Below are 23,431 nucleotides of genomic sequence, written 5' to 3'. Positions count from 1 at the left end.
AATGGCCAGCGCAGCCTTCGGCAGCGGCTACAGCACTCACCTGTAGCCGCTGCCGAGCGCGTAAGGCTGCGCTGGCCCTCAATCGCTGAAATCCAGCCTCCGAACACTGCCCATGGCGACGGGCAGCGACGACATATTTCAGGTTGCCGTACACTGGCAAAATTTTTCGCAATGGATGCCGAATATGCGCAGGATGGCGATCGGGTTTGCCCTGGTGTTGAGCCTGGGTGGCTGTACTGATTACAAGTGGGGACACAGTTGGAAAGTCGAGCAGCCGGGCGGCTGGACCGACTCGACCCTACCGAATACGGATGAAAGCGCCACACTCAAGGCATCCTGCGGATCCAGCCCTTTGCTCGTATCCGTGCGGCGTAATGATTCAGGGTTGATCTTCGCGATATTTATGATCCCCTTTCTTCCCAACTCAAGCAGCGACGACCGTGTACAAATCAGCGTTACGCACCCTGATTTGAAAGCCTGCACTTCGCTCACACAAAGCCCCTTGGTCCTGAAGATGGACAACCGTGTGGTTCGCGATATCCGCTTGGAACCCGGGTACGGTGATAACCGGTGTGCCCTGATATTGCCGCAAGAGACGCAGGGTGAACGGTTGTCGATCGAGGTCAATCACGCCGTGCTGCCCTGCGCCGTGGCCCCGGCAACCCTGAAGAAGAGCCGCTATTTCTGCGTGCGCAATACGAAATTCGGTGGCTCGCCAAGGTGTGATGATTAGCGCCTTGGTGTGTCAGTTGGTTGACCTGTAGCCGCTGCCGAACTCGCGAGGCCCTCAACAATCCGTGGCTATCGGCAGCGGCGACATATTTCAGGTTGCCGTACACTGGCAAAATTTCCCGCACTGGATGCCGACTATGCACAGGATGGCGCTTTGGCTGACCCTGGCCCTGAGCCTGAGTGGCTGTATCGATTACAAATGGGGCCACGACTGGAAGGCCGACAGCCTCGGCGGTTGGCAGGACGCGAGCACCGGCAAGTACAACGAGGGCACTTCGTTCAAGCTGGCCTGCGGGCCCGAGCCGCTCTATGTGAAGGTGACGTCCGCGCCGTCCCACCATCTGATGTCGCTGCTGTTCATTCCCCTGGTCCCTGCGGCCACCGGCGATGACAACCATCTGCGCATCAAGGCCAGTTACCCCAGCATCACCGCGTGTTCGGCGGCGCAGAACCCCTTGGTGATCAAGTTGGACAACCGGGTGATCAACACCATCGGCTACTTGGGCGGCGACCAGGCCGGCAGCTGCGAGCTCCGGCTGGACGCGCACGAGCTGCAGGGCGAGCGCGTGTCGATCGAGGTCAATCAGGCGGTGCTGCCCTGTGCCGTGGCTCCGCTGACCCTGAAGAAAAATGGCTACTTCTGCCTGCGGCAAACTCAGTACGGTGGTTCGGCGCCCTGTGATCGCTAGGTCCCGTCAGCCACACGAACCTAAGCTAATTCTTAAAAAGTATTTATTTTCCGTTTGTTAGATCGATTAGCTTTTAGCGACTTTCCTGTCCTCCAGAAGGTCCGCCCCCATGCGTCTGCCCTTTGCTTTGCGTCGTAGTTTGTCGATCACCGCTCTGGCCGGCCTGGCGCTGGGCATGGCTCTCAATGCTCAGGCCGATAGCGACCTGCGCATCGGTTACCAGAAATCCTCGACCTTGTTGGCGGTGCTCAAGGCCCAGGGCACCCTGGAAAAACAACTGGCGGCTCAGGGCGTCAATGTCACCTGGCATGAGTTCACCAGCGGCTTACCCCTGGCGGAATCGCTGAACGTGGGCAACGTCGACATCTCCGCCGACGTTGCCGACACGGTGCCGGTATTCGCCCAGGCGGCGGGGGCCAACCTCACGTACTTCGCCAGCGAAACCCCATCGCCGGCCGCGCAGTCGATCGTGGTGCCCAAGGACTCGACCCTCAAGACACTGGCCGAACTCAAGGGCAAGCGCATTGCGGTGACCAAGGCTGCGGGCAGCCATTACCTGCTGATCGCGGCGCTGCGCAGCGTTGGCCTGACATTCGCCGATATTCAACCGGTGTACCTGACTCCGGCCGATGGCCGCGCGGCCCTGGAGACCCACAAGGTCGACGCCTGGGTCACCTGGGAGCCCTTCGTCGCCAGCGCCGAACGCCAGCAGGGCGCGCGGGTGCTGCACGATGGCCAGGGCCTGGCCAGTTATCGCCGCTATTACCTGGCTTCCAATGATTACGCCAAGGCCCATCCCGAGGTGCTGAACCAGGTGTTTGCCGAGTTGCAGAAGACCGGCAGTTGGGTCAAGGCGCACCCGGCGGACGCGGCGAAATTGCTGGGGCCGCTGTGGGGCAACCTTGATGCGCCGACTGTGGAGTTGGCCAACAGTCGGCGCACTTACAAGGTGGAAGTGGTGAAGCCTGATGCTTTGGGTGAGCAGCAGAAAATTGCTGATGCTTTCTATCAGGAAAAACTTTTGCCCAAGCCTGTGGATGCGCGGGCGGTGCAACTCTGGAGTCCTAAAGCGCTTTGATATGTGCTGTAGCCGCTGGCGAGGTAGGCGGCTGCGCTGGCCGGTACAGGCGCGGTGATGGGCTTTTTTGTCGAGGGTCAGCTTTCTTGTGCTGCTCGCCATTGGATGATTTCCAGCACTGCGCAACCTTCCCGGGTTAGCAGGTGCACGCTGCGGGTGATGCGGGTCAGGTCGCAGTCGGAGATGTCTGTTAATGGCAGGGTGGAGAGGCTGTCCATCAGGTCGCGCACTACGGTAAAGCGGTGGGCGGCGCTGCTGGCGAGGTCGCTCAGGGGGGCCTGGGTGTTGATGTAGAACACTGGGTGTTCGGTGTCGTGGGTGTCGACGGGGGTGAAATGGGAGGGGTGATGGTCAGTCATCTGTGTAGCTCCTATAAATTGAGCTACCACCTTTCGCGGCCAAGCGAATTAAGGGTGGCAACTGTACGCGGGTTGGCCGACCGGCTATAGGAAACCGGCACACCCGAAGGTGTCCCACGCACAGCCGCCATGAGACAAAATTGCAGGCACAAAAAAAGCGCCTGCAATGATGTTTTGGACGCTGATGCGTTCCTATATTCGACCGGCCAAGGTCGTTCGCGGATTTTGCCGCGAGGGCGAACTATAGGGGGGTTGTCAGGGCGGTGCAACCGGGTGTTGGGCGTGATGTTTTAGTGGTTGTGTCGGCCTAGCCTTTCCGGTGGTTTGGGGGCTTATCCGTTGCTGCGGTGATGGCGGCTTAGGGTTTCGCCCTTACGGCGAGGTACTTTTGGCAAACGCCCCAAAAGTACCCAAAAGGTCTCGCCCCAAGCGTACGGCCACTCGCTGCGCTCGGGTTCCCTCGTTCCGGCGTCCCTCAGGGGGCATCGCTTCCAGCGACGTCTTCGACTGCGTCGAAGGGCGCTGCGCGCCAATCCCCTGATGAACACCTCCACTCGGCCTGCCGAAGGGGCGGGTGGATCAAGATCAAAAGCAAGGTCAACAGCCAAAGCAAAAGCAAAAGCAAAAGCAAGGCAGGCAAGTCCTGTGGCCGCTGCCGAGGCACAGGCTGCGCTGGCCAGTGAAGGCGCGGTGATTTAGGGGAGGGGCGGGGACGCGCAGGTGCCAGTCCAGGCCGGCCGGAGGGCATGCCGAGCCTAGGCGAGGCACCGAGTGGTGGGGCAAGAGCCCTTTGGTTACTTTGGGCTGGGCCGGCATTCCGGCTGTTCCAAAGTGACCCGCTGTAAGAACGGAACCCATAGCCGCCACGCCCGCAGTAATGGATATGTACACCCATAAAACCGAGGCGCTAGGTCTTGGGGCCGCTACGCGCTGGAGCGCCAGCCCGGCCCGGCGGGAGCAAGCTCCCTCGCCACAAAAAGCTTCCTCAGCACACATAACCCCTGCTGGGTTCAGCCGCTTTTCCACCCGCCACCCAACGCCACCACCAATCCAACGCTAGCCTGCAACTCTCGCGTTTGCACCGCCTGCAACCCCCGTTGCGCCTGCAAGGCTGCGGTCTGCGCTGTCACTACATCCAGGTAGCTGACGGCCCCCGCTTGATAGCTGTTCATGGCCAGTAACTGCGTGTGCTGGGCCGCATTGACCGCCGCCTGCTGATCCAGCGCCTCCTGGCGCAAATCGCGCAATTGTCCCAGGTTGTCCTCCACCTCGCGCACCGCCCCGAGCACTCGGCTCCGGTAATGAGCCGCCGCTTCTTCAAACTCGGCATGGGCCAATCGCTCATTGGCGCTGAGCCGCCCGCCATCGAAGATCGGCAGGTTGATCAACGGCCCCAACGCCCAGTAACGATTGCCCGCCGCCAGCAGATTCCCCACGCCCTGGGTCTGGCCACCGAGCAGCCCGGTCAGGCTGAAGTCCGGGTACCACGCCGCGCGCGCCACGCCGATACCGGCATTGGCCGCATACACCCGACGTTCTGCCGCCGCGATGTCCGGCCGCCGTTGCAACAAGGTGCTGGGCAGTTGCGCGGGAATGGCCGGCAGGCTCAGCCATTGTGACGAGGGGGCGAGGCTGAAGGTGCTGGCCGGTTCGCCCACCAGCTCACCGATGGCGTGTTCGGTGAGGTTGCGTTGCGCCCGCACTTCGTCCCGTTCGGCCTCGGCGCTGGCCAGTTGGCTCTGGGCCCGGGTCAGGTCCAGTTCCGAGGCGATCTGCCCCTGGTAGCGGTCGCGGGTCAGTTGCAAGGCCTGGGCGTAATCTTCGAGGGAGCTGCTCAAGATCCGGCTCTGGGCATCCAGGCCGTCGAGCTGCACATAGAGGTTCGCCAACTGTTGTTGCAGGCTCAGGCGCGCGGCCGCCAGGTCATCGCCGGAGGCCTGGGCCTGGGCATCGCCGGCCGCGGCCTGATTGCGAATCCGCCCCCACAGGTCGAGGTCGAAGTTCAGGGAAAACCCCGCCGTGTTGCTGTTGTAGATCGACGGCTGGGTGCTGCCCCGCAGCGGTCGGCTGTCGGACTGACGCTGGCGCAAGGGTTGGGCACTGGCGCTGATCTGCGGGAACAATCCGGCATGCAGTTGGCTGGCATAGGCCTGGGCGCCGTCGTAGTGGGCGAGGGCGGCGGCGAGGTCCGGGTTGGCCTTGAGCAGGCGCTGCTGCAGGTTGTCCAGGCGCGGGTCCTGGTACAGCCGCCACCAGGGTTCGGCCAGCGCCTGGGGCGCATGGGCCGGGTGCCAGGGCCCGTCCGCGGTCTGTTCGCGAAACTGCGCCGGCAGGTCGACGGTGGGCGTCTGGTAGTGGGGCGCCAGCGAGCAGCCGTGCAACCCCAGCAACAGCAGCACAGCCAGGGGCTTAAGCCTTGGGCGCATGGGTACCTCCGGCGTCCGCCAGTTGCACCAGATCGCCTTCACGCAGGGCGTCCGGCGGGTTGTCGATGACCTGGTCGAAGGGCGTCAGGCCCTGGTCGATCACCAGGCGCTCCCCAAGGTCGAGGCCGATATGGATGCTGCGCAGATGCACGTGCCGGGCGCTGTCGATCAGCGCCACCTGGGTGCCCGCGGCGCGGAAGATCAGGGCGCTGGCCGGGATGCTGACGCCATGGGTGTCGGCCGGGATCGCCAGGGTCGCCTCGGCATAGTCGCCGGGCATCAGGGCGCCTTCAGGGTTGGCCGCGACAAACTGCGCCAGCAGGGTGCCGGAGCGCGGATCGATGGCGGTGGAGTCGCCCACCAGTTGTGCGCTGAAGTGCTGGCCCGGGTGCTCGGGCACGGTCAGTTGGGCCACCAGCCCGGGGTGAATCACGCTGGCGTAGTTCTGCGGGATCGGCACATACAGCCGCAGCTTGTGGGTGTCGGCCAGGTCGAACAGTTCCGGGTCGCTGTCGTTGTCGGCCTTGATCAACTGGCCAATGTCGGTGTGGCGCGCGGTGATGGTGCCGGCGAACGGTGCGCGGATGGTCTTGTAGTCCTCCAGTGCCGAAAGCCGTGCATAGTCGGCGCCGGCCGCCTCGGCGTTGGCCTTGGCGGCTGCGGCATTGGAGCGCTTTTCATCGGCCTCCTGGCGCGACACCGAGTGGCTGGCCAAGAGGTTTTGCCAGCGCTCGGCGGTGGTCTGGGCCAGGCGCGCATTGGCCTGTTCCTGGATCATCCGCGCCCGGGTCTGAGCCACTTGCTGGTCCAGGTCGGGGCTGTCGATATGGGCCAGCACCTGGCCGGCGGTGACCTTGGCTCCGATGTCCTGGGTCCAGTCTTTCAGGTAGCCGCTGACCCGGGCGTGGATCGGCGCCTTGCTCCAGGCTTCCAGGTGCGCCGGCAGGCGCAGGGTGTCGCCGAGCACATTCTGCTGCGGCTGCAATACCAGCACCTGCGGCACAGCCGCGGTTTCAGTCCAGGCGGTCACGGCCTGCTCGTGCCGGGTGCGCGCGGCCAGACCGTTGGCCACCAGCAGGGCGACCAGGGTCAGGCCGCCGATGCCCAGCAGCATCAGGCGTTTGCGCGAAGGGGTGTGCTCAGGCGACATGGGTGTTTTCTCCAGCAACAGCGGGATGGGAGAGACGTCCGTGGACCAGGCTGAAGACCACGGGGACAAAGATCAGGGTGGCGACGGTGGCGAGGATCAGCCCGCCGATTACCGCGCGGCCCAGGGGCGCGTTCTGTTCCTCGGAAAGGGCCAGGGGCAGCATGCCGATAATCATCGCCAGGGCGGTCATGCACACCGGGCGAAACCGCGTGTAGCCGGCTTCCAGGGCGGCCTTGAGGGCATCGCCGTGCTCCGCCAGGCGCTCGCGGCAGAAGCTCACCACCAGGATCGAGTTGGCGGTGGCCACCCCCATGCACAGGATGGCGCCGGTCAGGGCTGGCACTGACAACGAGGTGCCGCTGAGAAATAGCATCCACACGATCCCGGCCAGGGCCGCCGGCAGCGCGGTGATGATCACGAACGGATCGACCCAGGACTGGAAGTTGACCACGATCAGCAGGTAGATCAGCACCACCGCCCCCAGCAGGCCCAGGCTCAGGCCGCTGAAGGCTTCGTGCAGGGCGTCGATCTGCCCGTGCAGGCTGACGGTGGCACCTTTGGGCCGCAGGCTGGCGGCGTCGTCCAGAACCTTTTGCATGTCATGGGCCACGGCGCCGAGGTCACGGCCCTGGACATTCGCATACAGATCCAGGGTCGGCTGGATGTTGTAGTGGCTGACCACCGCCGGGCTCTCGACCCGGGAGATATCCGCCAGGCCGCCGAGGATCTGCGACTGGCCATTGCTGCCGGTGACCGGCAGCGCCTCCAGGGCCGGCAGGCTGTCCAGGCGGTACTGCGGGGTGGCGGCGACGATGGAGTAGGACACGCCATTTTTCGGGTTGAGCCAGAAGGTCGGCGCCACCTGGGAACTGCCGGCCAAGGAGGCCACCATGCTGTTGGTCACGTCCCGTTCGGTGATCCCCAGGCCATTGGCCCGCAGGCGGTCAACCTTGACTTGCAGTGACGGGTAGCCGGTGGACTGCTGGATCCGCAGGTCGGCAATGCCCGGCACATGCTGCAGGCGCCGCTCCAGTTCCACGGCGAAGGCGCGATTGGCCGCGTTGTCGGGCCCGGAGACTTTCACGTCCAGCGGTGCCGGGGCGCCGAAGTTGAGGATCTGGCTGCTGATGTCCGCCGGCAAAAAGGCGAAGTGGCTGCCGGGGAAGCTTTCCGGCAGGGCTTCGCGCAGCTGTTTGACGTAGTCGGCGGTGGGGCCGTGGCCGGGCTTGAGGGTGACCTGGATATCGCCGTCCTGGGGGCCGATGGTGCCGCTGTTGCTGTAGGCCATGTCGATGCCGCTCAGAGGGATGCCGATGTTGTCGATGATGCTGTCCAGTTGCTCGGCCGGGATCACTTCGCGGATCCGCGCTTCGATGCGGTCGAAGGCCGCCGCGCTTTCCTCGATCCGCGTGCCCAGGGGCAGTCGCACATGCACCGCCAGGGCGCCGGCGTCGGTGGCCGGAAAGAAGTCCTGGCCCAGGCTCGGCAACAGGGCGAACGAGGCCAGCACACAGGCGAGGAAGCCGAGGATGAAGGTCTTGCGCCGGCCCAGGGCCAGGTGCAGCAGGCCGTGGTAGGTGTCGCGCACGTTGGAGAAGCGCCGCTCGAAACCCTGCTGGAAAGCCAGCAAGGCACGCACCAGGGCGTTGCGCGGCTTGGCGTGCTGCTCGCCTTCGTGATGGTTGATGAAAGCATCTTCCGGATGATGCCCGGGGCCTGCTTCCGGCGTGTGCGGCTTGAGCAGGTACATGGCCAGGGTCGGCACCAGGGTCCGCGAGAGGATGAACGAGCTGGCCATGGCGAAAATCACCGCCAGGGCCATGGGCCGGAACAGGTAGCCGGCAATGCCTTGCAGCAGGAACATCGGTACGAAAACGATGCAGATGCACAGCAGCGAGACGAAGGCCGGGCCGACGATCTGCCTGGCGCCGTCGAGGATCGCCACCTTGACTGCCTTGCCCTGTTCCAGGTGCCAGTTGATGTTTTCGATGGTCACCGTGGCATCGTCCACCAGGATCCCCACCGCTAGGGCCAGGCCGCCCAGGGTCATCACATTCAGGGTCTGGCCGCTGAGGGCCAGCAGGGCAATGGCCGCCAGCACCGCCAGGGGAATCGAGGCGGCGATGATCAGGGTCGAGCGCCAGCTGCCGAGAAACAGCAGGATCATCGCGCTGGTCAGCAGGGCGGCAATGATGCCTTCCTGGGCCACGCTGCCCACCGACTGTTTGACGAACACCGAGGCGTCCCCCAGCAGCGAAGTCTTGAGCGAGGGCGGCAGGGTTTCATTGATGCGCGGCAGCATCCCGCGAATGCCGTCGACAATCGACAGGGTGGAGATATTGCCATTCTTCAGGGCCGGCATCAGCACGGCGCGCCGGCCATCCACGCGCACGATATTGGTCTGCGGCGGCGAGCCGTCGCGCACGTGGGCCACCTGGCCGATGGTGATCAGGGCGCCGTCCACGGTCTTGATCGGCAGGTCGTTGAGTTCCTCGATGGCTTGCGGGCTGTTATTGAGCAGCACCGTGTATTCATCGCTCCCCAGTTTGGCGGTGCCCACCGGGATGATCTGGTTCTGCGCCGCCAGGGCGTTGCCCACGTCCTGCGCCGACAGGCCTCTGGCCGCCAGGGCTTGGGGGTCCAGGTCGAGGGTGATCTGGCGCTGCTTGCCGCCCATGGGCGTGGGCATGGCCAGGCCGGGCAGGGAGCTGAGGGGCAGGCGGATATTGTTCTGCACCAGGTCGCGGATCTTCGCCTCGGACAGGGTCGGGCTGGAAAACGCCATTTGCAGGATCGGCACCGTCGAGGCGCTGTAATTGAGGATCAGCGGCGGGGTGATGCCCGGCGGCATCTGCTTGAGCACGGTTTGTGACACCGCCGTCACCTGGGCATTGGCGGTACGGATATCCACCCCGGGCTGGAAGAAGATCTTGACGATACCCATGCCCGGCAGGGACTGGGATTCGATGTGCTCGATGTCGTTGACCGTGGTGCTCAGGGAGCGCTCGTAGGTGTAGATCACGCGCCCGGCCATGGCCTCGGGCGACAGGCCGTTGTACTGCCAGACCACCGCCACTACCGGGATGCCGATATCGGGGAAGACATCGGTGGGCGTACGCAGGGCCGCCATGGGCCCGATGATGCAGATGAAAATTGCCAGCACGATAAACGTGTAGGGCTTGAGCAGTGCGGTCTTGACCAGCCCGAGCATGCCGAAAACCTCCGAGGGAGTGGGATTGCAAACCTCGGCAGACTGCGGCGACCCACCTAACACGCGGCTTTCGTGAAGATGAAGGAAGATTTAAGCGCGGCCTGAAAATCCTTTCATGTGGATTCATTTGTTCAGGGCAGGGCACGCCCACAAGCTGGATAGGCATCCGGCGAGGCGTGTTATCCGGCTCGTCCCGGGCACTGTTTTTTCACTTGCGAGGTGTTGCGTCATGTCATTCAAACCGCTGTTGCTGCTGCCGGGGCTGGGCCTGGTGGGCCTGCTTTCGGCTTGCGCCGGGCCGCTGCCCAAGGCCGATCCGAGCCAGGCCTGGATCGGGCTGGCCCAGGAGTCGCCGAACGATCTGCTGGCCGACAGTGTCGACGGCAAACGCCTGGAGGATGGGCGTTACTTTCAGGTGAGTCCGGGCGCGCACCGCCTGCAAATGGCGCTGTTGCAAGGCGCCAACGGCAACTCGGCGCAGCCGGAATGCGAGGGGCGCCTGGACTACTCGGGCTTCAAGGCTGGCGAGCATTACCAGTTGCTGGAGTCGAGCCAGGGCCAGGAAGTCAGCGCCGTATTGATGGATGCCCAGGGCCGGCCCCTGGCCCATAGCGCGGACTTCAGCTGCCTGTAGCCGTGCCGCAGAAGCCGACGCAGCTCGCGCCGGCGCCCATGATTGATGAGGTGTTTAGTGATGTCCCGTAGACCGTTGTTGCTGATCCCGATGTTGAGCCTGGTGGCGTTGTTGGCGGCGTGTGCCGGGCCCATGCCCCAGCCCGACCCCAGCGAGGCCTGGATCGGCCTGCAAGAAGAGGCGCCCAATGACCTGCTGGCCGAGCGCGTGGATGGGCAGAAGATCGACGATGGGCGCTATTTCCAGGTCAAGCCCGGCACCCACCGCCTGGACGTGACCCTGTTTGAAGAGAACGTCGGTGATTCCAACCAGCAAGACTGCGACGGCCATATCAGCTACAGCGGCTTCAAGGCCGGCGAGCATTACAAGCTGGTGGAATCGTCCCTGGGGACCGAGGTGTCGGCGCGCTTGTATGACGCCATGGGCAAGCAGGTGGCCAGTACCCATGACTTCGCGTGCATGCCGGGCTGACAGGTCTGATTGCGTCGCCGAAATCAGGACATTTCGCTCAGTGAAAATAGACAAGGCTGACTACAAGTTCATGGCGGTCCACTGGATGATAGGGGCCTGTGTCCTGAAACCGGGCGTGCGTTATGAATCAAGAGACTGAAGCGGCAATGACCTCCACCGATGTGGCATTTGGTGAAGTGGCGCAGATGATCGCCGCCGCGCGGCAGCGGGCGGTGCGAGCGGTGAACACTGAACTGGTGGAACTGTATTGGCAGGTCGGGGCCTATATCAGCCGCAAGATCGAGGCGGCGGAGTGGGGGGATGGCGTCGTCCAGCACTTGGCGGATTACCTGGCGCGGCAACAGCCGGGCCTGCGGGGTTTTACCCGGCGCAACCTGTTCCGCATGCGTCAGTTCTATGAGGTCTATCGAGGGGAGGAGAAAGTGTCAGCAGTGCTGACACAATTACCCTGGACCCAGAACCTGATCATTCTTGCCCAAGGCAAATGTGCGCAAGAGCGCGAGTTTTATCTGCGTATGGCACTTCAGGAGCAGTGGTCGACCCGAGAGTTGGAACGGCAGATCAAATCGGCCCTGTTCGAACGCACGCTGACCCGCCCGGCAAGCGTCTCGGCCGCGTTGAGAGACACTCATCCCGAGGCCCTGAAGGTGTTCAAGGATGCCTACATGGTGGAGTTTCTCGATCTGGCCCAGGGGCATGGCGAAGCCGATCTGCATCAGGGGCTGGTTCGCCAGCTCAAGGATTTTCTGATCGAGATGGGGCGGGACTTCTGCTTTGTCGCGTCAGGCTATCCATTACAGGTTGGCGGGCGGGATTTTGCCCTGGATCTGTTGCTGTTCCATCGTGGGTTGAATTGCCTGGTGGCCGTTGAACTCAAGGTCGGGCGCTTCGAACCGGAGTATCTGGGCAAGCTGGATTTCTACCTGGAGGCCCTGGATCGCCAAGTGCGCAAACCCCACGAAAACCCGGCCCTGGCAGTGTTGCTCTGTGCCAGCAAGGACGACGAGGTGGTGGAATATGCCCTCAACCGTTCGCTTTCGCCGGCGTTGATTGCCGAGTATCGGACCCAACTGCCGGACAAGAAACTGCTGCAGGCCAAGCTGCAGGAGTTTTATGCACTGGACACGCAAGCGCGGTGAAGCTGGCGGCAAGCTGTGCGGGCTGTTCCGTGTGCTGGTGAGTCGAGTGAGCAGCAAGGCCGTAGCCTAGCCGCGGCGCGTGCCCCTTGTTCAGTTCTGCTCGCTGCCGACCCAGTCCGCCAGCCGCCCGGCAGCCAGGTTCAGGCCATGGTCGTCGGCTGCGTGCCCGAGCGGCAGAGGTCAATATTTCCCTTGTAGGCGCCGGCTTGCCGGCGAAATAGGCTCAACGGGGCAACAGCCCCAGGGCTCCGAAGGCCAGCAGCAGCGCCGCCAGCATGCCGGTAATGGCGAACAGTTGTTGCAGGCGCGGGCCGGCCAGATGGCTGGCCATTTGTCGGCCCATGACCAGTCCCACTACCGCGCCCAAGGCAAAGGGCGCGCCCACGGCCCAGTGCATGACCCCGCTGACGCTGGCGGTCACCACGCTGCCCAGCGACACCAGGGCGATCACTGCCAGCGAGGTGGCGACGATGCTTTTGCTGTCCAGGTTGGTGTAGCGGCCCAGGGCCGGGACGATCACAAACCCGCCGCCCACCCCGAGCAAACCGGAGAGCAGGCCCGACAGCATCCCGGTCAGCGTCAGGGCGCGGGCACAGGGCAGGGTCCAGCGCAGGCGACCTTGCTGCGGGTTGAGCACGCAGGGCAAAAAGGCCGGGCGCGGTGCGGCCTGGCCGTGTTTCAGTTCACGGCTGGCCTTGAGCAACATCCGCCCGCAGGCGTACAGCAGCACCAGGCTAAACAGCAGCGCCAGGGGGGCGTTCGGCAAGCGATGGGCCAACCACAGCCCCAGGGGGGTCAGCAGGATGCCGATGCCGGCGACAAACCCCGCCGCGCGATAACGCACGATGCCCTGGCGCAGGCCGAGCAGGGCGCCGACGCTGGCCGCCAGGCCTACCGCCAGCAGGCCGACCGGCGCCGCCTCGACCATGCTCAGGCCCAGGCCGAACACCAGCAACGGCACCGCAAGAATCCCGCCACCAGCCCCGGTCAAGGCCAGGATCGCGCCAATCACCAGCCCCAGGCCGGCTCCGATCAAGGTCACTTCATTCATGCCGGCGGGGTGTCCGTGTTCAGGGTCGGACGGGCCAGCCATTCATGGCCCTTGAGCATGCCGCGCCAATACAGCGGCGGCAGGATCCGCTCTTTCAACCACCAGGCGCGGCGCGTGGCTTTGCGCCCATCCAGCAACCAGGGGGCGAAGCTCGGTGCGAGCTTGCCGCCGTAGGTGAATTCGGCGAGGACGATCTTGCCCCGTTCCACCGTCAGTGGGCAGGAACCATAACCGTCGTACTGCGCCAGGCGCTGCAGGCGCTTGAGGGCCACCAGCACGTTGTTGGCCACCACCGGCGCCTGCTTGCGCGCGGCGGCCGCGGTTTTGGCGTTGCTGGTGTTGGTGGCATCGCCCAGGCCGTGGATATTGGCAAAACGCGTGTGGCGCAGGCTGTAGGGGTCGACATCGACCCAGCCCGCGGCATCGGCCAGGGGGCTGCTGCGGATAAAGTCCGGGGCGGTCTGCGGCGGCACCACATGCAACAGGTCAAAGCGGCGCTCCAGGTGTTCCTGGCGCCCATCGGCCAGGGTTCGGACAAAGGTCGCGCGCTTGGCGGGGCCGTCCACCGCCACCAGGTTATGCCCGAAATCCAGGTCGATCGCGTACTTGTGCACGTACTCCATCAGGGCCGGCACGTAGTCCGGCACCCCGAACAGCACCGCGCCGGCGTTCATGAAGCGGGTGTTGATCCGTGGCAGATGGCCGTTGCGCAACCAGTGGTCGCACGACAGGTACATGGCTTTTTGCGGCGCGCCGGCGCACTTGATCGGCATCGGCGGCTGGGTGAACAGGGCCTGGCCCTGCTTGAGTTGTTGCACCAGCTGCCAGGTGTAGGGCGCCAGGTCGTAGCGATAGTTGGAGGTCACGCCGTTGCTGCCCAGGGTGGCGCTCAGACCGTCGATGGCGTCCCAGTCGAGCTTCAGGCCGGGGCACACGATCAACTGGTCGTAAGCCAGGGCCTGGCCGTTGTCCAGCACCAGGGCATTGGCCTCGGGCTCGAAGGTGCTGACCGCGGCCTGGATCCACTTGACCCCCTTGGGGATGAGCGAGGCCATGCTGCGCACCGTGGACCGGGCGCTGAACACCCCGGCGCCGACCAGGGTCCAGCCGGGCTGGTAATAGTGCTGCGGGGCGGGGTCGATGATCGCCACGTCAAGCTGTGCGTCGCGCGCCATCAGGCTCGATGCGGCGGCGATGCCCGCTGCACCGCCGCCGACGATCAGTACCTGGTGGCTGCCGTCGACGGCCCGCTGCAGGGTGGAAATAGGGCGCATGGCAAGGTCTCCGTGGGGAGTGGAATAGTTATAGGGAATTGAGCGGGATCTTCAGGTAGCGCACACCGTTGTCCTCGGGCTCCGGCAGTTGGCCGCTGCGCATGTTGACCTGCACCGAGGGCAGGATCAGCACCGGCATGTCGAGGGTGGCGTCGCGGGCCTCGCGCATCCTGACAAAGGACTCTTCATCGATGCCCTGGTGGATATGGATGTTGTGCGCGCGCTGCTCGGCCACGGTGGTCATGTACTGCAACTCGCGGCCGTTGGGCAGGTAGTCGTGGCACATGAACAGGCGGGTCTGCGGCGGGAGGGCGAGGATCTTGCCGATGGAGCGGTACAGGGTCCGCGCATCGGCCCCGGGGAAGTCGCAGCGTGCGGTGCCGTAGTCGGGCATGAACAGGGTGTCGCCAACAAAGGCCACGGTCTCGTCGCCGACCTGCACCAGGTAGGTCATGCACGCCGGGGTATGCCCCGGCGTGTGCAGGGCGCGGGCGCTGAGGCCGCCGATGGCGAACTCGGCGCCGTCGGCCAGCAGCACGTCGAACTGGCTGCCATCGCGGGCGAACGCCGGGCCCTCGTTGAACAGGCTGGCGAACACCTTCTGCACCTGGGTGATGTGCTGGCCGATGGCGACCTTGGCCCCCAGGCGCTGCTTGAGGTAAGCCGCAGCAGACAGGTGGTCGGCGTGGACGTGGGTTTCCAGGATCCACTCGACCTCGGCGTCCAGTTCGCGGACCCGCTCGATCAGGCGGTCGGCGGATTCGGTGCGAGTGCGCCCGGACTTGGGGTCGTAGTCGAGCACGCTGTCGATCAAGGCGCAGCGCCGGGTCGTCTGGTCCATCACCAGGTAGCTGATGGTCCAGGTGTCGCGGTCGAAAAAGGCTTCTACACGCAGGGTGGTGCCGATGATCATGCTGCTCTCCAGACGATGAAGTGACGCCGGCCGGAACGGGCAGTCGTCCCTTGGGGTGTCAATAACCGTGCCAACGTCCAGGGCCGAATGGGCACGCCGTTTCATTCAATTCAATGGCTTGCAGCATAGACGGAGGGCGTTTCGAGCTGTCACTGCCAGTTATTTTGGCAGTTGGGTGGCAGTCGATGGCAGTGAGTGGCAGAAACCGCCCCGGTGTTTTAAGCTGCCGCACCCCCGCAGGAGTTGCCATGTCCACCTCGCCCCGCGACCTCGCCAGCAGCCGGATGTCGGCCCTGGTGTCTTACCTGGAGCACGATCCGCAGCCGACCATCGTGCTCGATACCCAGTACAACATCATTGCCGCCAATACCGCCTACCAGCGCCAGTTCGGCGTGGAGGGGCGGCCCCATGTCGGCGCCAAGTGCTACCGGGTGTCCCATCAATTTGCCGTGCCCTGCGATCAGGCCGGCGAACATTGCCCGATGCGCAAGGCCCACGACAGCCGGGTGCCGGAGCGCATGCTGCACGTGCACCACACGCCACGGGGGCCGGAGCACGTGGAGGTGGAGTTGCGGCCGATCATTGGTGAGAGCGGGGCGGTGGTGGCCTATGTCGAGCGCCTCAATTCGTTGGCCGTGGCTTCGGTGCAACCCCAGCGCAAGGGGCTGGTGGGGCGTTCGCCGGCCTTCAACGAGGCCTTGAGCGCGTTGCTGCGGGCGGCGCCGGCGCCGATCCCGGTGTTGCTGCAGGGCGAGTCGGGCACCGGCAAAGAGCTGTTCGCCCGTGCCCTGCATGACGGCAGCCCGCGCGCCAGCGGGCCGCTGGTGGTGGTCGATTGCACCGGACTCACCGAATCGTTGCTGGAGAGCGAGCTGTTCGGCTACGAGAAGGGCGCGTTCACCGGGGCCTTGCAGCGCAAGATCGGCCTGGCCGAAGCGGCCCATGGCGGGACCTTGTTCCTCGATGAAATCGGCGAGGTGCCGCTGGCGATGCAGGTCAAGTTGCTGCGGCTGATCGAGTCCGGCAGCTTCCGTCCGGTGGGCAGTTTGCGCACCGTGCATTCGGATTTTCGCCTGGTGGCGGCGACCCACAAGCCGCTCAAGGACATGGTGGCCGCCGGGACCTTTCGCCAGGATCTGTATTACCGCATCAGCGCCTTTCCGATTCGTCTGCCGGCCCTGCGCGAGCGTCGGGATGACCTGCCGCTGCTGATCGACAGCCTGCTGCAACGCCTGGCCCCGGGCGCGGTGCCACGGGTCGACGCCCAGGCCATGGAGCGCCTGCGGGTGTATGCCTACCCGGGCAATATCCGCGAGCTGCGCAATATCCTGGAGCGCGCGAGCCTGTTCAGCGATGACGGGGTGATCCGCGTCCAGGACCTGCCCGGCGAACTGCGCAGCGACACGCTTGCGCCGCCCCAGGCTCCCGCCGAAGCCATCAGCCGCCGACGCCGCAGCAAGGACTTGGAACGCCTGGCCCACGCCCTGGAAGTCTTCGACGGCCCGCGCAGCGAACTGGCCCAGAGCCTGGGCCTGAGCGAACGCACCCTCTACCGCCGCCTGAAAGCCCTGGGCCTGCCCCCGGCGTAGCCGCTGCTGCGCCGCGATTGCACCTGACACTCCACGGCATCGATCAGGGCCAGCGCAGCTCGGCAGCGGCTACAGGGGCGGTTTTTTGGGCACGATGGCGTTGGGCTGTGGTCGTATCTTGCATCCTGTCCCGGCCCGCCCTGACGTCGCGCCGCTCACTTCCGGAGACGACCCTATGAGCCAAGCCGTACTTGCCACCGAAACCAACCGACGCCAGTTGCAGCAGATCATTTCCGGGTTGTCCGATGGGGTGATTCTGATCGAGGTCGACCAGACCATTCTCTGGGCCAACCAGGCCGCCCTGGCCATGCACGGGGTCAGCGACGTCAGTCAACTGGGGGCCAATGCCGCCGAATATGCTGAGCGCTATGCCCTGCGCTACCGCAACAACCACCCGGTGGCGGCAGACAGTTACCCGATCAACCGGGTCGCCGCCGGCGAGACGTTCAGCGATGTGGTGGTGGAGGTCAGGACCGAAATCGATGGCGAGGAGAGGCACTGGGTGCATCGCATCCGCAGCATGATTCTCACCGACCGGGCCGGAGCGCCGGAGTCGCTGGTGCTGATCCTCAGCGATGCCACCGACTGGGCCAGCGCCGAGCAGCGCTTTGAAAAAACCTTCAATGCCAACCCGGCGCCGGCAGTGATCTGCCGCCTCAGCGACCTGCGCTATATCAAGGTCAACCAGGGCTTCCTGGAGATGACCGGCTACGCTCGCGAACAGGTGATCGGGCGCTCCGTGTACCAGCTGGATGTGCTGGAAGAGGCCGACAACAAGGACCTGGCCATCGAACGCCTGAACCAGGGCGCGACCATCCCGCAGATGCAGGCCGAGCTGCGCCTGCCCGAAGGCGGCAGCAAGCTGGTGATCGTGGCCGGGCAACCGCTGGATATCAACGACGAAGACTGCATGCTGTTTTCCTTCATGGACCTGGAGCCGCGGCGCAAGGCCGAAGTGGCGCTGCGCCAGAGTGAGGAGCGCTTCGCCAAGTCGTTCCGCCTGACGCCGGTGCCGACGATGGTCTGCAGCGCCGACAGCCAACTGGTGGTGGATGTCAACGAAGCTTTCCTCGACACCAGCGGTTATCCCAGCGAAGAACTGTTGGGCAAGACCGTGGAAGAGATCGGCTTTATCGAGGGCAGAAAGGCCTGTGCCGAGCTGTTCGCGGCCCTGGAAAAGGCCGGCAGCGTCGCCGGGCTGGAGCTCAAGGTGCGCAAGAAAGGTGCGGAGCTGATCGATTGCGTGGTCTCGGCCGACACCGTGATTATCCAGGACAGCCCGTGTTACCTGCTGGTGTTGATGGACATCACCGAGCGCAAGCGCACCGAGCTGGAACTGGTCGCAGCGATCGAGGAAGTGATGCAGGACGCCTCCTGGTTCAGCCAGACCCTGATCGAAAAACTGGCCAATATGAAAAGCACCAGCCCGGCGCAGCGGGCCAGCGCCTCCTTCACCGACCTTACGGCCCGCGAGCGCGATGTGCTGGGGCTGATCTGCGAAGGCCTGGCCGACAAGGAGATCGCCGCGCGCCTGCAACTGGCGCCCAACACCGTGCGCAATCACGTGGCCACGGTGTACTCCAAGCTGGCGGTGCACAGCCGCAGCGAGGCGATTGTCTGGGCCCGCGAACGCGGGCTGTTCGCCGGAGAGCGGCGGCGCAAGGGCTAGGCGACCGGTGCAAATGCACTAGTTAGCCCGGTGCAAATTGAGCTTCTGCGCCGGGTCGGCGTTTCTTAGTCTGTATGTCAGCGATGCCTCCGGGCATTGCCCCTCTCACAGCGAAAGGAATGCAAGATGCGCAGCGAACAGATCAAAGGTGCAGTGGACAAACTCGCGGGCAGGGCCCAGGGCGCGGTCGGTGAACTGATGGACGATCCGCAGATGGAGGCCGCAGGCGCGACGCGTCAGGTCGTGGGCCAGATGCAGCAAAGCTATGGCGAGGCGCTGGACCACGCGACGGATTTTGTCCGGGAAAAACCCCTGGCGACCCTCGCCATCATGGCCGGGCTCGGCATTCTCGCCGGCCTGCTGTTGCGACGCCGTTGAGGTTGTCGAACATGACCAGCCTCAGCCAGTTGCGCGCGCAGCTGGAACTCAATTTCCAGCCCCTGGCCTGTGATTGCAGCCTCAATGGCGAAGCCTCGCTGACCGTGCGGTTATACGACCGTGAAAGCGGCCGTGTCGACCTGGTGGTCAGCGGCCTCAAGTTACAGAACCTGAGAACCGCCGAGCAGGTGGCGGCGCTGATCGAGGAGTTGCGCTACGAGCTGAACAGCAACCACCTCGGCCAGCGACCCGCCCTGGCCAGTGCTTGCGAAGACGGCACCCTGTAGCCGGCAGGGAAGCTGCTGCGCCAGTTTAGGTACGACCCGTCTCGGCACGGCCAGGGCGGCCCTGGCGGATCAGGTGTCGGCAATCAGGTTGGGGCGGCAGTCCAGGGACAGGCGGGCACCGCCGCGTTCGCTGCTGCCGACTTCGAGCTTGAAGCCGTGCAGGTTGACGATGGCCGCGACGATCGACAGCCCAAGGCCGAAACCGCCGTGGGTGTTGCTGTCGTCGACCCGGTAGAACCGCCGGAACACCGCGCTGCGCTCCGCCTGGGGAATACCCGGGCCAGAGTCGAGCACCTCCAGGCGCGGGCTGCCGCCGTCGTCGAGGCCACGCAGGATCACCTCGCCCCCCGGCGGGGTGAATTTGATCGAGTTGCTCAGCAGGTTGGCCAGGGCCTCGAACAGCAGGGCGCGGTCGCCGGTCAGCCGAGGCAGGCTGTCGGGCACGTCGAGGGTCAGGGTCAGTTGGCCTTCCTCGGCCAGGGGCAGGTAGAAATCGTGCAGCTCATGCAGCAGCGGCACCGGGTCCAGCACCAGGAACCCGGATCGGCGTTGCTGATCCTCCAGCTCGGAAATCCGCAGCAACCCGCGAAAGCGCGCCATCAGCGTATCGGTCTCGGCCAGCACCTGATCCATCTGCAATGCCTCGGGCGAGCCGTCGGCGGCCTGCTGCTGGATCCGGTACAGCTGGGCACGCAGGCGGGTCAGTGGGGTGCGCAGGTCATGGGCGATGTTGTCGCACACGCCTTTGACCTCATGCATCAGGCGCTCGATGCGTTCGAGCATGGCGTTGACGATGGCGGCCAGCATGTCCAGTTCGTCGCGACGGTTGGACAGGGGCAGGCGGTGGGTCAGGTCGCCGGCGACTATGGCTTCGGCGCTGGCCTGCAATTGGCGGATCCGGCGCAGCGGACGCCGCCGCAGCAGGTGCCAGCCGGCGACGCCGGGAATGATGGTCAGTGACACGCCCCAGAGCAGCGCATGGAGGATGATCCGGTTCACCGCGAACAACGAGCCGTTGTCGCGCACCAGGATCAGCCAGCGGCCGTCCTGGGTATGGGTGGCCACCGCATCGCAACTGTCGCGGGGCAGGTCGGGGTCGTCGGAGTCGATGCAGCCTTTGAGTTCGTGGATCTGCCCGTCCAGCGGCAGGTCGTCGGGGATCTCGCGGATCGGCCCGCTCAAGTGCCCGCGTTGTTCGTCGAACAGGCCATAGGCGTCGATGGCGCGCATGTCGAAGGTCATGCTGGTGGTCAGGGCCTCCACCAACTGGTCACCCTGGAAACGCGAGAACAGATGCTGGCGCTGCATCAGCGAATGCTTGGCCAGGGTTTCGAGGTAGCCGGAGACTTCGTAGTACATGACCCCCAGCAGCAGGCAGCTCCAGGCCACGAACAGCGTGCTGTAGAGCGCCAGCAGGCGGCTGCTGGAGGAGCGCCAGCCTTTAGAGGGGTTCAGCAATGACATAGCCCGAACCTCGCACCGTGCGGATCAGCGGAGTCATGCCGGGCGGATCGATCTTTTTACGCAGGCGGCCGATGTGCACGTCGATCAGGTTGGTGCCGGGGTCGAAGTGATAGCCCCAGACCTCTTCGAAAATCATCATCCGCGACAGGATCTGCCCGGTGTTGCGCATCAGGAATTCCAGCAGTTTGTATTCGGTGGGCAACAGGCTCAGCAGTTGCTCGGCCCGGGTGGCTTCGCGGCTGATCAGGTTCAGCTCCAGGTCAGCCACCCGCAGGCAGGTTTCGAATTCGCGAACCGTGCTTTTGCGCCGCAGCAGGACTTCGACCCGGGCCGCCATTTCGTCCGAGGCGAAGGGTTTGGTCAGGTAGTCATCGCCGCCGGCGCGTAGACCGCGTACCCGTTCGTCGACATCGGAGAGGGCGCTGATCATCAGGATCGGCGTCGACACGCCAATGGTGCGCAGGGTGGTGACGATGGCCAGGCCGTCGAGCTCGGGCAGCATGCGGTCCAGGGTGATCAGGTCGTAGTCGCCGCTGACCGCGCGCACCAGGCCTTCGCGGCCGTTGTCGACCCAATCCACGTCGAGCCCGTGGCTGCTCAGTTCGGCCACGATCTCACGGGCGGTTACGGCATCGTCTTCGATGGTCAGAATGCGGGTCATTGGGCTTACCTGATAAGGAATTCATGACACAGGCCGGCATTTTGCCAAGAAACGGCGCCCAGGTTCCTAAAAAAACTTTCATGTTGGCAGCAGGGCCCTTGCCGCTACCGCCCAGCCCAACGCGCCAAAGACACTGCAGCCGCCGCAGGCCGGGCCGCGTTCGGCCGCTGGCCATCCGCGACACCGTGCTTACACCTGGCACTCCTACGGCGCCCACCCGGGCCAGTGCAGCCTCGCGGAGCTCGGCAGCGGCTACAGATCTGCAATGCCGTGCATTTACCTGGCACTCCACGTCGTTCATCCCGGCCAGCGGGGGAGGGGGCTGTTATGATTCGCGGGTTTTTTTCTCTCGTTCAAGGTTGAACCGATGAAAGTGTGGCCATGGATAAAAAGTCTCGGGTTGTTGTTATTGGTGTGCCTGGTGCTGAATGCGGCGGTACACCTCTCGTTGCTCCTGCCTTACATCGTGAAGCACGTGCACCTGAGCAGCTCGATCGGCCAGAGGATGCTGATCACCCTCATCATGAAAATCCTCATCACAAGCGTGGCCGCCGTCTTGCTGCCGGCGTTGCTGTTGAAGTTCAACTTTCGCCGCTCCGCCTACGGCGCCATGCTGATCGGCATTCTGGTTTTCATGGACCTCCCTCCAGCCACCGCCCTGAGTAGCCTGTTGCTGATGCTATGGTTCCTGGCGCTGATGCTGTGGCTGGCCTGGTGCAAGCTGCGCGATGTCTACCGCTATTACCGGACCAAATGAATGGGCGGCACCGTGCAGAACGCCCGCCGGTAAACGCAGCGGTCGGCAAATTGCACGGTTCCAGCCCAACATTTTTTTTATAACTAATTGTTTTTAAAGAATTTTATTTGTTGGTTCGGTTGGCACGGTGGCTGCAATTCTCCCTTCGAGACTTGTAACACCATTTTTCTGCCTGGAGCCGAACAACAATGAATAGATCCTCTGATACCTATCTGCCTGCCGTGGATGAGTCGAGCAGCCGCTCGGGTGTGTCCTGGGGCGCGATATTCGCCGGTGCGGCGGCCGCTGCGGCCCTGTCGCTGATTCTGATCCTGCTGGGCTTCGGCCTGGGCTTTTCGGCCGTGTCGCCCTGGGCCAACCATGGCATCAGTGCCAAGGGCCTGGGGATCTCCACGATTGTCTGGCTGGCGTTGACCCAGATCCTCGCCTCGGGCCTTGGTGGTTACATCGCCGGTCGCCTGCGGGTGAAGTGGGCCAACATGCACGGTGACGAGGTCTACTTCCGTGACACCGCCCATGGCTTCCTGGCCTGGGCCGTGGCCACTCTGGTGACCGCGACCCTGGTGGTCGGTTCGGTCAGCAGCATCGTCAGCGGTGGCGTGCAGGCCGGTGCCAGCGTGGCTTCAGGAGCGGCCAGCGCGGCCACTCAGGCAGCCGGCAGTGCAGCCAGCAAAACCAGTGGCGATGACTATGGCTATTTCGTCGACAGCCTGTTCCGCGATGATCGCCCGGTGGCCGTCAGCGATGACGCAGCCCGTGGCACCGTGACCCGGATCTTCGTCCGCACCTTGGGCAACGACGGGCAGCTGGCTCCTGAGGATCGCAGCTACCTGGCGCAACTGGTGGCCCAGCGCACCAACCTGACCCAGGCTGATGCCGAGCGCCGCGTGGACGAGGTGTTCGCCAAGACCCGTGCGGCCGTGGACGAAGCCAAGCTGGCCGCCAAGCAGGCAGCTGACACCGCCACCAAAGTCGCGGCCTGGACGTCGCTGTGGATGTTTGTCGCCCTGCTGTGCGGTGCTTTCTTCGCCAGCCTGGCTGCCACTTTTGGCGGTCGCCGCCGGGATGCAGTGGTGTACCTCGAAACCGACGCCTACCTGACCACCCCTGTTCGCTGATTGAAGGAGAATTCCCATGCGCTCATTACTCTTGTGGTTCCTCGGTGTGCCGATCCCGGTGATTATCCTGATCGCCATCTTCATGCACTGATGGCCTGACCCGCCTGATAACAGGGCCGCAGCTACCTTCGTAGTTGCGGCCTTGTTGTTTGTGGGGAAAGGCTTCTGGGGACACTTGACACTCCACGGCGCCCATTCGGGCAGCGTCCAAATGCGGCCCGAGTCTTGGCAGCGGCTACAGGGAGGCGACGGATGGTCGGAGATGCGTCAGATTCGCAACGCCGTGTCTTGGCGCAGATCAATACTTGTGTGGGCAAAACCTCCTAGATTGGGTGCGCTTCAGCCCTGCATGTTCAGCGGCGACGCATTGGCGAATCCTGA

At 64.4% G+C, this 23,431-nt stretch carries 21 protein-coding genes; 12 read left to right on the top strand and 9 right to left on the bottom strand.

Annotated features, from left to right (window positions below; all coding sequences use genetic code 11):
* The first annotated feature begins 112 nt into the window (after positions 1 to 112).
* The 3 genes from ACOZJV_RS06430 (at position 113) to ACOZJV_RS06420 (ending at position 2,499) form a co-directional block, all read left to right on the top strand.
* On the top strand, positions 113 to 733 hold the full coding sequence (locus ACOZJV_RS06430; RefSeq protein ID WP_421547127.1) for a hypothetical protein: 621 nt from the start codon (positions 113 to 115) through the stop codon (positions 731 to 733).
* Positions 734 to 869: 136 nt separating this feature from the next.
* The gene (locus tag ACOZJV_RS06425; protein WP_421547126.1) at positions 870 to 1,421 is read left to right on the top strand and encodes a hypothetical protein; all 552 of its coding nucleotides are present in this window, start codon (positions 870 to 872) and stop codon (positions 1,419 to 1,421) included.
* A gap of 109 nt (positions 1,422 to 1,530) precedes the next feature.
* Entirely contained in the window at positions 1,531 to 2,499 is a 969-nt protein-coding gene (locus ACOZJV_RS06420; RefSeq protein ID WP_421547125.1) for an aliphatic sulfonate ABC transporter substrate-binding protein, read from the top strand.
* A gap of 77 nt (positions 2,500 to 2,576) precedes the next feature.
* Here the strand turns inward: ACOZJV_RS06420 and ACOZJV_RS06415 are convergent, their stop codons facing one another.
* The 4 genes from ACOZJV_RS06415 to ACOZJV_RS06400 all read right to left on the bottom strand — a co-directional run bounded on the left by ACOZJV_RS06415 (position 2,577) and on the right by ACOZJV_RS06400 (position 9,645).
* Positions 2,577 to 2,858 (bottom strand): hypothetical protein, encoded by a 282-nt coding sequence (locus ACOZJV_RS06415; protein WP_421547124.1) that lies wholly within the window; start codon positions 2,856 to 2,858, stop codon positions 2,577 to 2,579.
* 1,010 nt (positions 2,859 to 3,868) lie between these two features.
* On the bottom strand, positions 3,869 to 5,284 hold the full coding sequence (locus tag ACOZJV_RS06410) for an efflux transporter outer membrane subunit (RefSeq protein WP_421547123.1): 1,416 nt from the start codon (positions 5,282 to 5,284) through the stop codon (positions 3,869 to 3,871).
* The gene (locus ACOZJV_RS06405) at positions 5,268 to 6,434 is read right to left on the bottom strand and encodes an efflux RND transporter periplasmic adaptor subunit (protein WP_421547122.1); all 1,167 of its coding nucleotides are present in this window, start codon (positions 6,432 to 6,434) and stop codon (positions 5,268 to 5,270) included. Before ACOZJV_RS06405 ends, ACOZJV_RS06410 begins: the two co-directional genes overlap by 17 nt.
* A complete protein-coding gene (locus ACOZJV_RS06400) occupies positions 6,424 to 9,645 on the bottom strand; it encodes an efflux RND transporter permease subunit (protein WP_421547121.1) in 3,222 nt (1,073 codons plus the stop codon). The genes ACOZJV_RS06405 and ACOZJV_RS06400 overlap by 11 nt, the downstream gene beginning before the upstream one ends.
* Before the next feature lie 229 nt (positions 9,646 to 9,874).
* Between ACOZJV_RS06400 and ACOZJV_RS06395 the strand changes: the two genes are divergently transcribed.
* The 3 genes from ACOZJV_RS06395 (at position 9,875) to ACOZJV_RS06385 (ending at position 11,889) form a co-directional block, all read left to right on the top strand.
* Positions 9,875 to 10,279, top strand: coding sequence for a hypothetical protein (locus tag ACOZJV_RS06395; protein WP_078471496.1), 405 nt, complete (start codon positions 9,875 to 9,877; stop codon positions 10,277 to 10,279).
* A gap of 60 nt (positions 10,280 to 10,339) precedes the next feature.
* Positions 10,340 to 10,750: a hypothetical protein gene (locus ACOZJV_RS06390; RefSeq protein WP_421547120.1), complete on the top strand. Its 411-nt coding sequence runs from the start codon at positions 10,340 to 10,342 to the stop codon at positions 10,748 to 10,750.
* A gap of 122 nt (positions 10,751 to 10,872) precedes the next feature.
* Complete coding sequence (locus tag ACOZJV_RS06385) at positions 10,873 to 11,889, top strand: PDDEXK nuclease domain-containing protein (RefSeq protein ID WP_421547119.1); 1,017 nt, start codon at positions 10,873 to 10,875, stop codon at positions 11,887 to 11,889.
* 223 nt (positions 11,890 to 12,112) lie between these two features.
* Here the strand turns inward: ACOZJV_RS06385 and ACOZJV_RS06380 are convergent, their stop codons facing one another.
* The 3 genes from ACOZJV_RS06380 to ACOZJV_RS06370 are packed head-to-tail and all read right to left on the bottom strand — an operon-like array spanning position 12,113 to position 15,127.
* Entirely contained in the window at positions 12,113 to 12,940 is an 828-nt protein-coding gene (locus ACOZJV_RS06380) for a sulfite exporter TauE/SafE family protein (RefSeq protein WP_078471493.1), read from the bottom strand.
* Entirely contained in the window at positions 12,937 to 14,214 is a 1,278-nt protein-coding gene (locus ACOZJV_RS06375; protein ID WP_421547118.1) for an NAD(P)/FAD-dependent oxidoreductase, read from the bottom strand. The genes ACOZJV_RS06380 and ACOZJV_RS06375 overlap by 4 nt, the downstream gene beginning before the upstream one ends.
* 28 nt (positions 14,215 to 14,242) lie before the next feature.
* The gene (locus tag ACOZJV_RS06370; RefSeq protein WP_078471491.1) at positions 14,243 to 15,127 is read right to left on the bottom strand and encodes an MBL fold metallo-hydrolase; all 885 of its coding nucleotides are present in this window, start codon (positions 15,125 to 15,127) and stop codon (positions 14,243 to 14,245) included.
* Between the two features lie 248 nt (positions 15,128 to 15,375).
* On the opposite strand from ACOZJV_RS06370, the gene ACOZJV_RS06365 reads away from it, so the two are divergent.
* From ACOZJV_RS06365 to ACOZJV_RS06350, 4 genes are all read left to right on the top strand, one after another.
* Positions 15,376 to 16,716, top strand: a complete 1,341-nt coding sequence (locus ACOZJV_RS06365; protein ID WP_421547117.1) for a sigma-54 interaction domain-containing protein — start codon at positions 15,376 to 15,378, stop codon at positions 16,714 to 16,716.
* A gap of 175 nt (positions 16,717 to 16,891) precedes the next feature.
* A complete protein-coding gene (locus tag ACOZJV_RS06360; protein WP_421547116.1) occupies positions 16,892 to 18,385 on the top strand; it encodes a helix-turn-helix transcriptional regulator in 1,494 nt (497 codons plus the stop codon).
* A gap of 126 nt (positions 18,386 to 18,511) precedes the next feature.
* Positions 18,512 to 18,763 (top strand): CsbD family protein, encoded by a 252-nt coding sequence (locus ACOZJV_RS06355; RefSeq protein WP_421547115.1) that lies wholly within the window; start codon positions 18,512 to 18,514, stop codon positions 18,761 to 18,763.
* An 11-nt stretch (positions 18,764 to 18,774) separates the two neighbouring features.
* Entirely contained in the window at positions 18,775 to 19,050 is a 276-nt protein-coding gene (locus ACOZJV_RS06350; protein WP_421547114.1) for a DUF1652 domain-containing protein, read from the top strand.
* 69 nt (positions 19,051 to 19,119) lie between these two features.
* Here ACOZJV_RS06350 and ACOZJV_RS06345 read toward each other — a convergent pair whose 3' ends face one another.
* Together ACOZJV_RS06345 and ACOZJV_RS06340 are read right to left on the bottom strand one after the other, a co-directional pair.
* Positions 19,120 to 20,514, bottom strand: coding sequence for a sensor histidine kinase (locus ACOZJV_RS06345; RefSeq protein ID WP_078471486.1), 1,395 nt, complete (start codon positions 20,512 to 20,514; stop codon positions 19,120 to 19,122).
* Positions 20,492 to 21,175, bottom strand: coding sequence for a response regulator transcription factor (locus tag ACOZJV_RS06340; RefSeq protein ID WP_020300587.1), 684 nt, complete (start codon positions 21,173 to 21,175; stop codon positions 20,492 to 20,494). Before ACOZJV_RS06340 ends, ACOZJV_RS06345 begins: the two co-directional genes overlap by 23 nt.
* A gap of 367 nt (positions 21,176 to 21,542) precedes the next feature.
* Between ACOZJV_RS06340 and ACOZJV_RS06335 the strand changes: the two genes are divergently transcribed.
* Together ACOZJV_RS06335 and ACOZJV_RS06330 are read left to right on the top strand one after the other, a co-directional pair.
* On the top strand, positions 21,543 to 21,932 hold the full coding sequence (locus tag ACOZJV_RS06335) for a hypothetical protein (RefSeq protein ID WP_421547113.1): 390 nt from the start codon (positions 21,543 to 21,545) through the stop codon (positions 21,930 to 21,932).
* Positions 21,933 to 22,120: 188 nt separating this feature from the next.
* Entirely contained in the window at positions 22,121 to 23,050 is a 930-nt protein-coding gene (locus ACOZJV_RS06330; protein ID WP_201130609.1) for a hypothetical protein, read from the top strand.
* Positions 23,051 to 23,431: the final 381 nt, after the last annotated feature.

The sequence above is a fragment of the Pseudomonas sp. QD4 genome, from assembly GCF_049199125.1.
In the GTDB taxonomy this organism is placed as follows: Bacteria; Pseudomonadota; Gammaproteobacteria; order Pseudomonadales; family Pseudomonadaceae; genus Aquipseudomonas.
The sequence above is the reverse complement of the archived record's forward strand: the minus strand, read 5'-3'. Positions and strand labels throughout refer to the sequence as shown.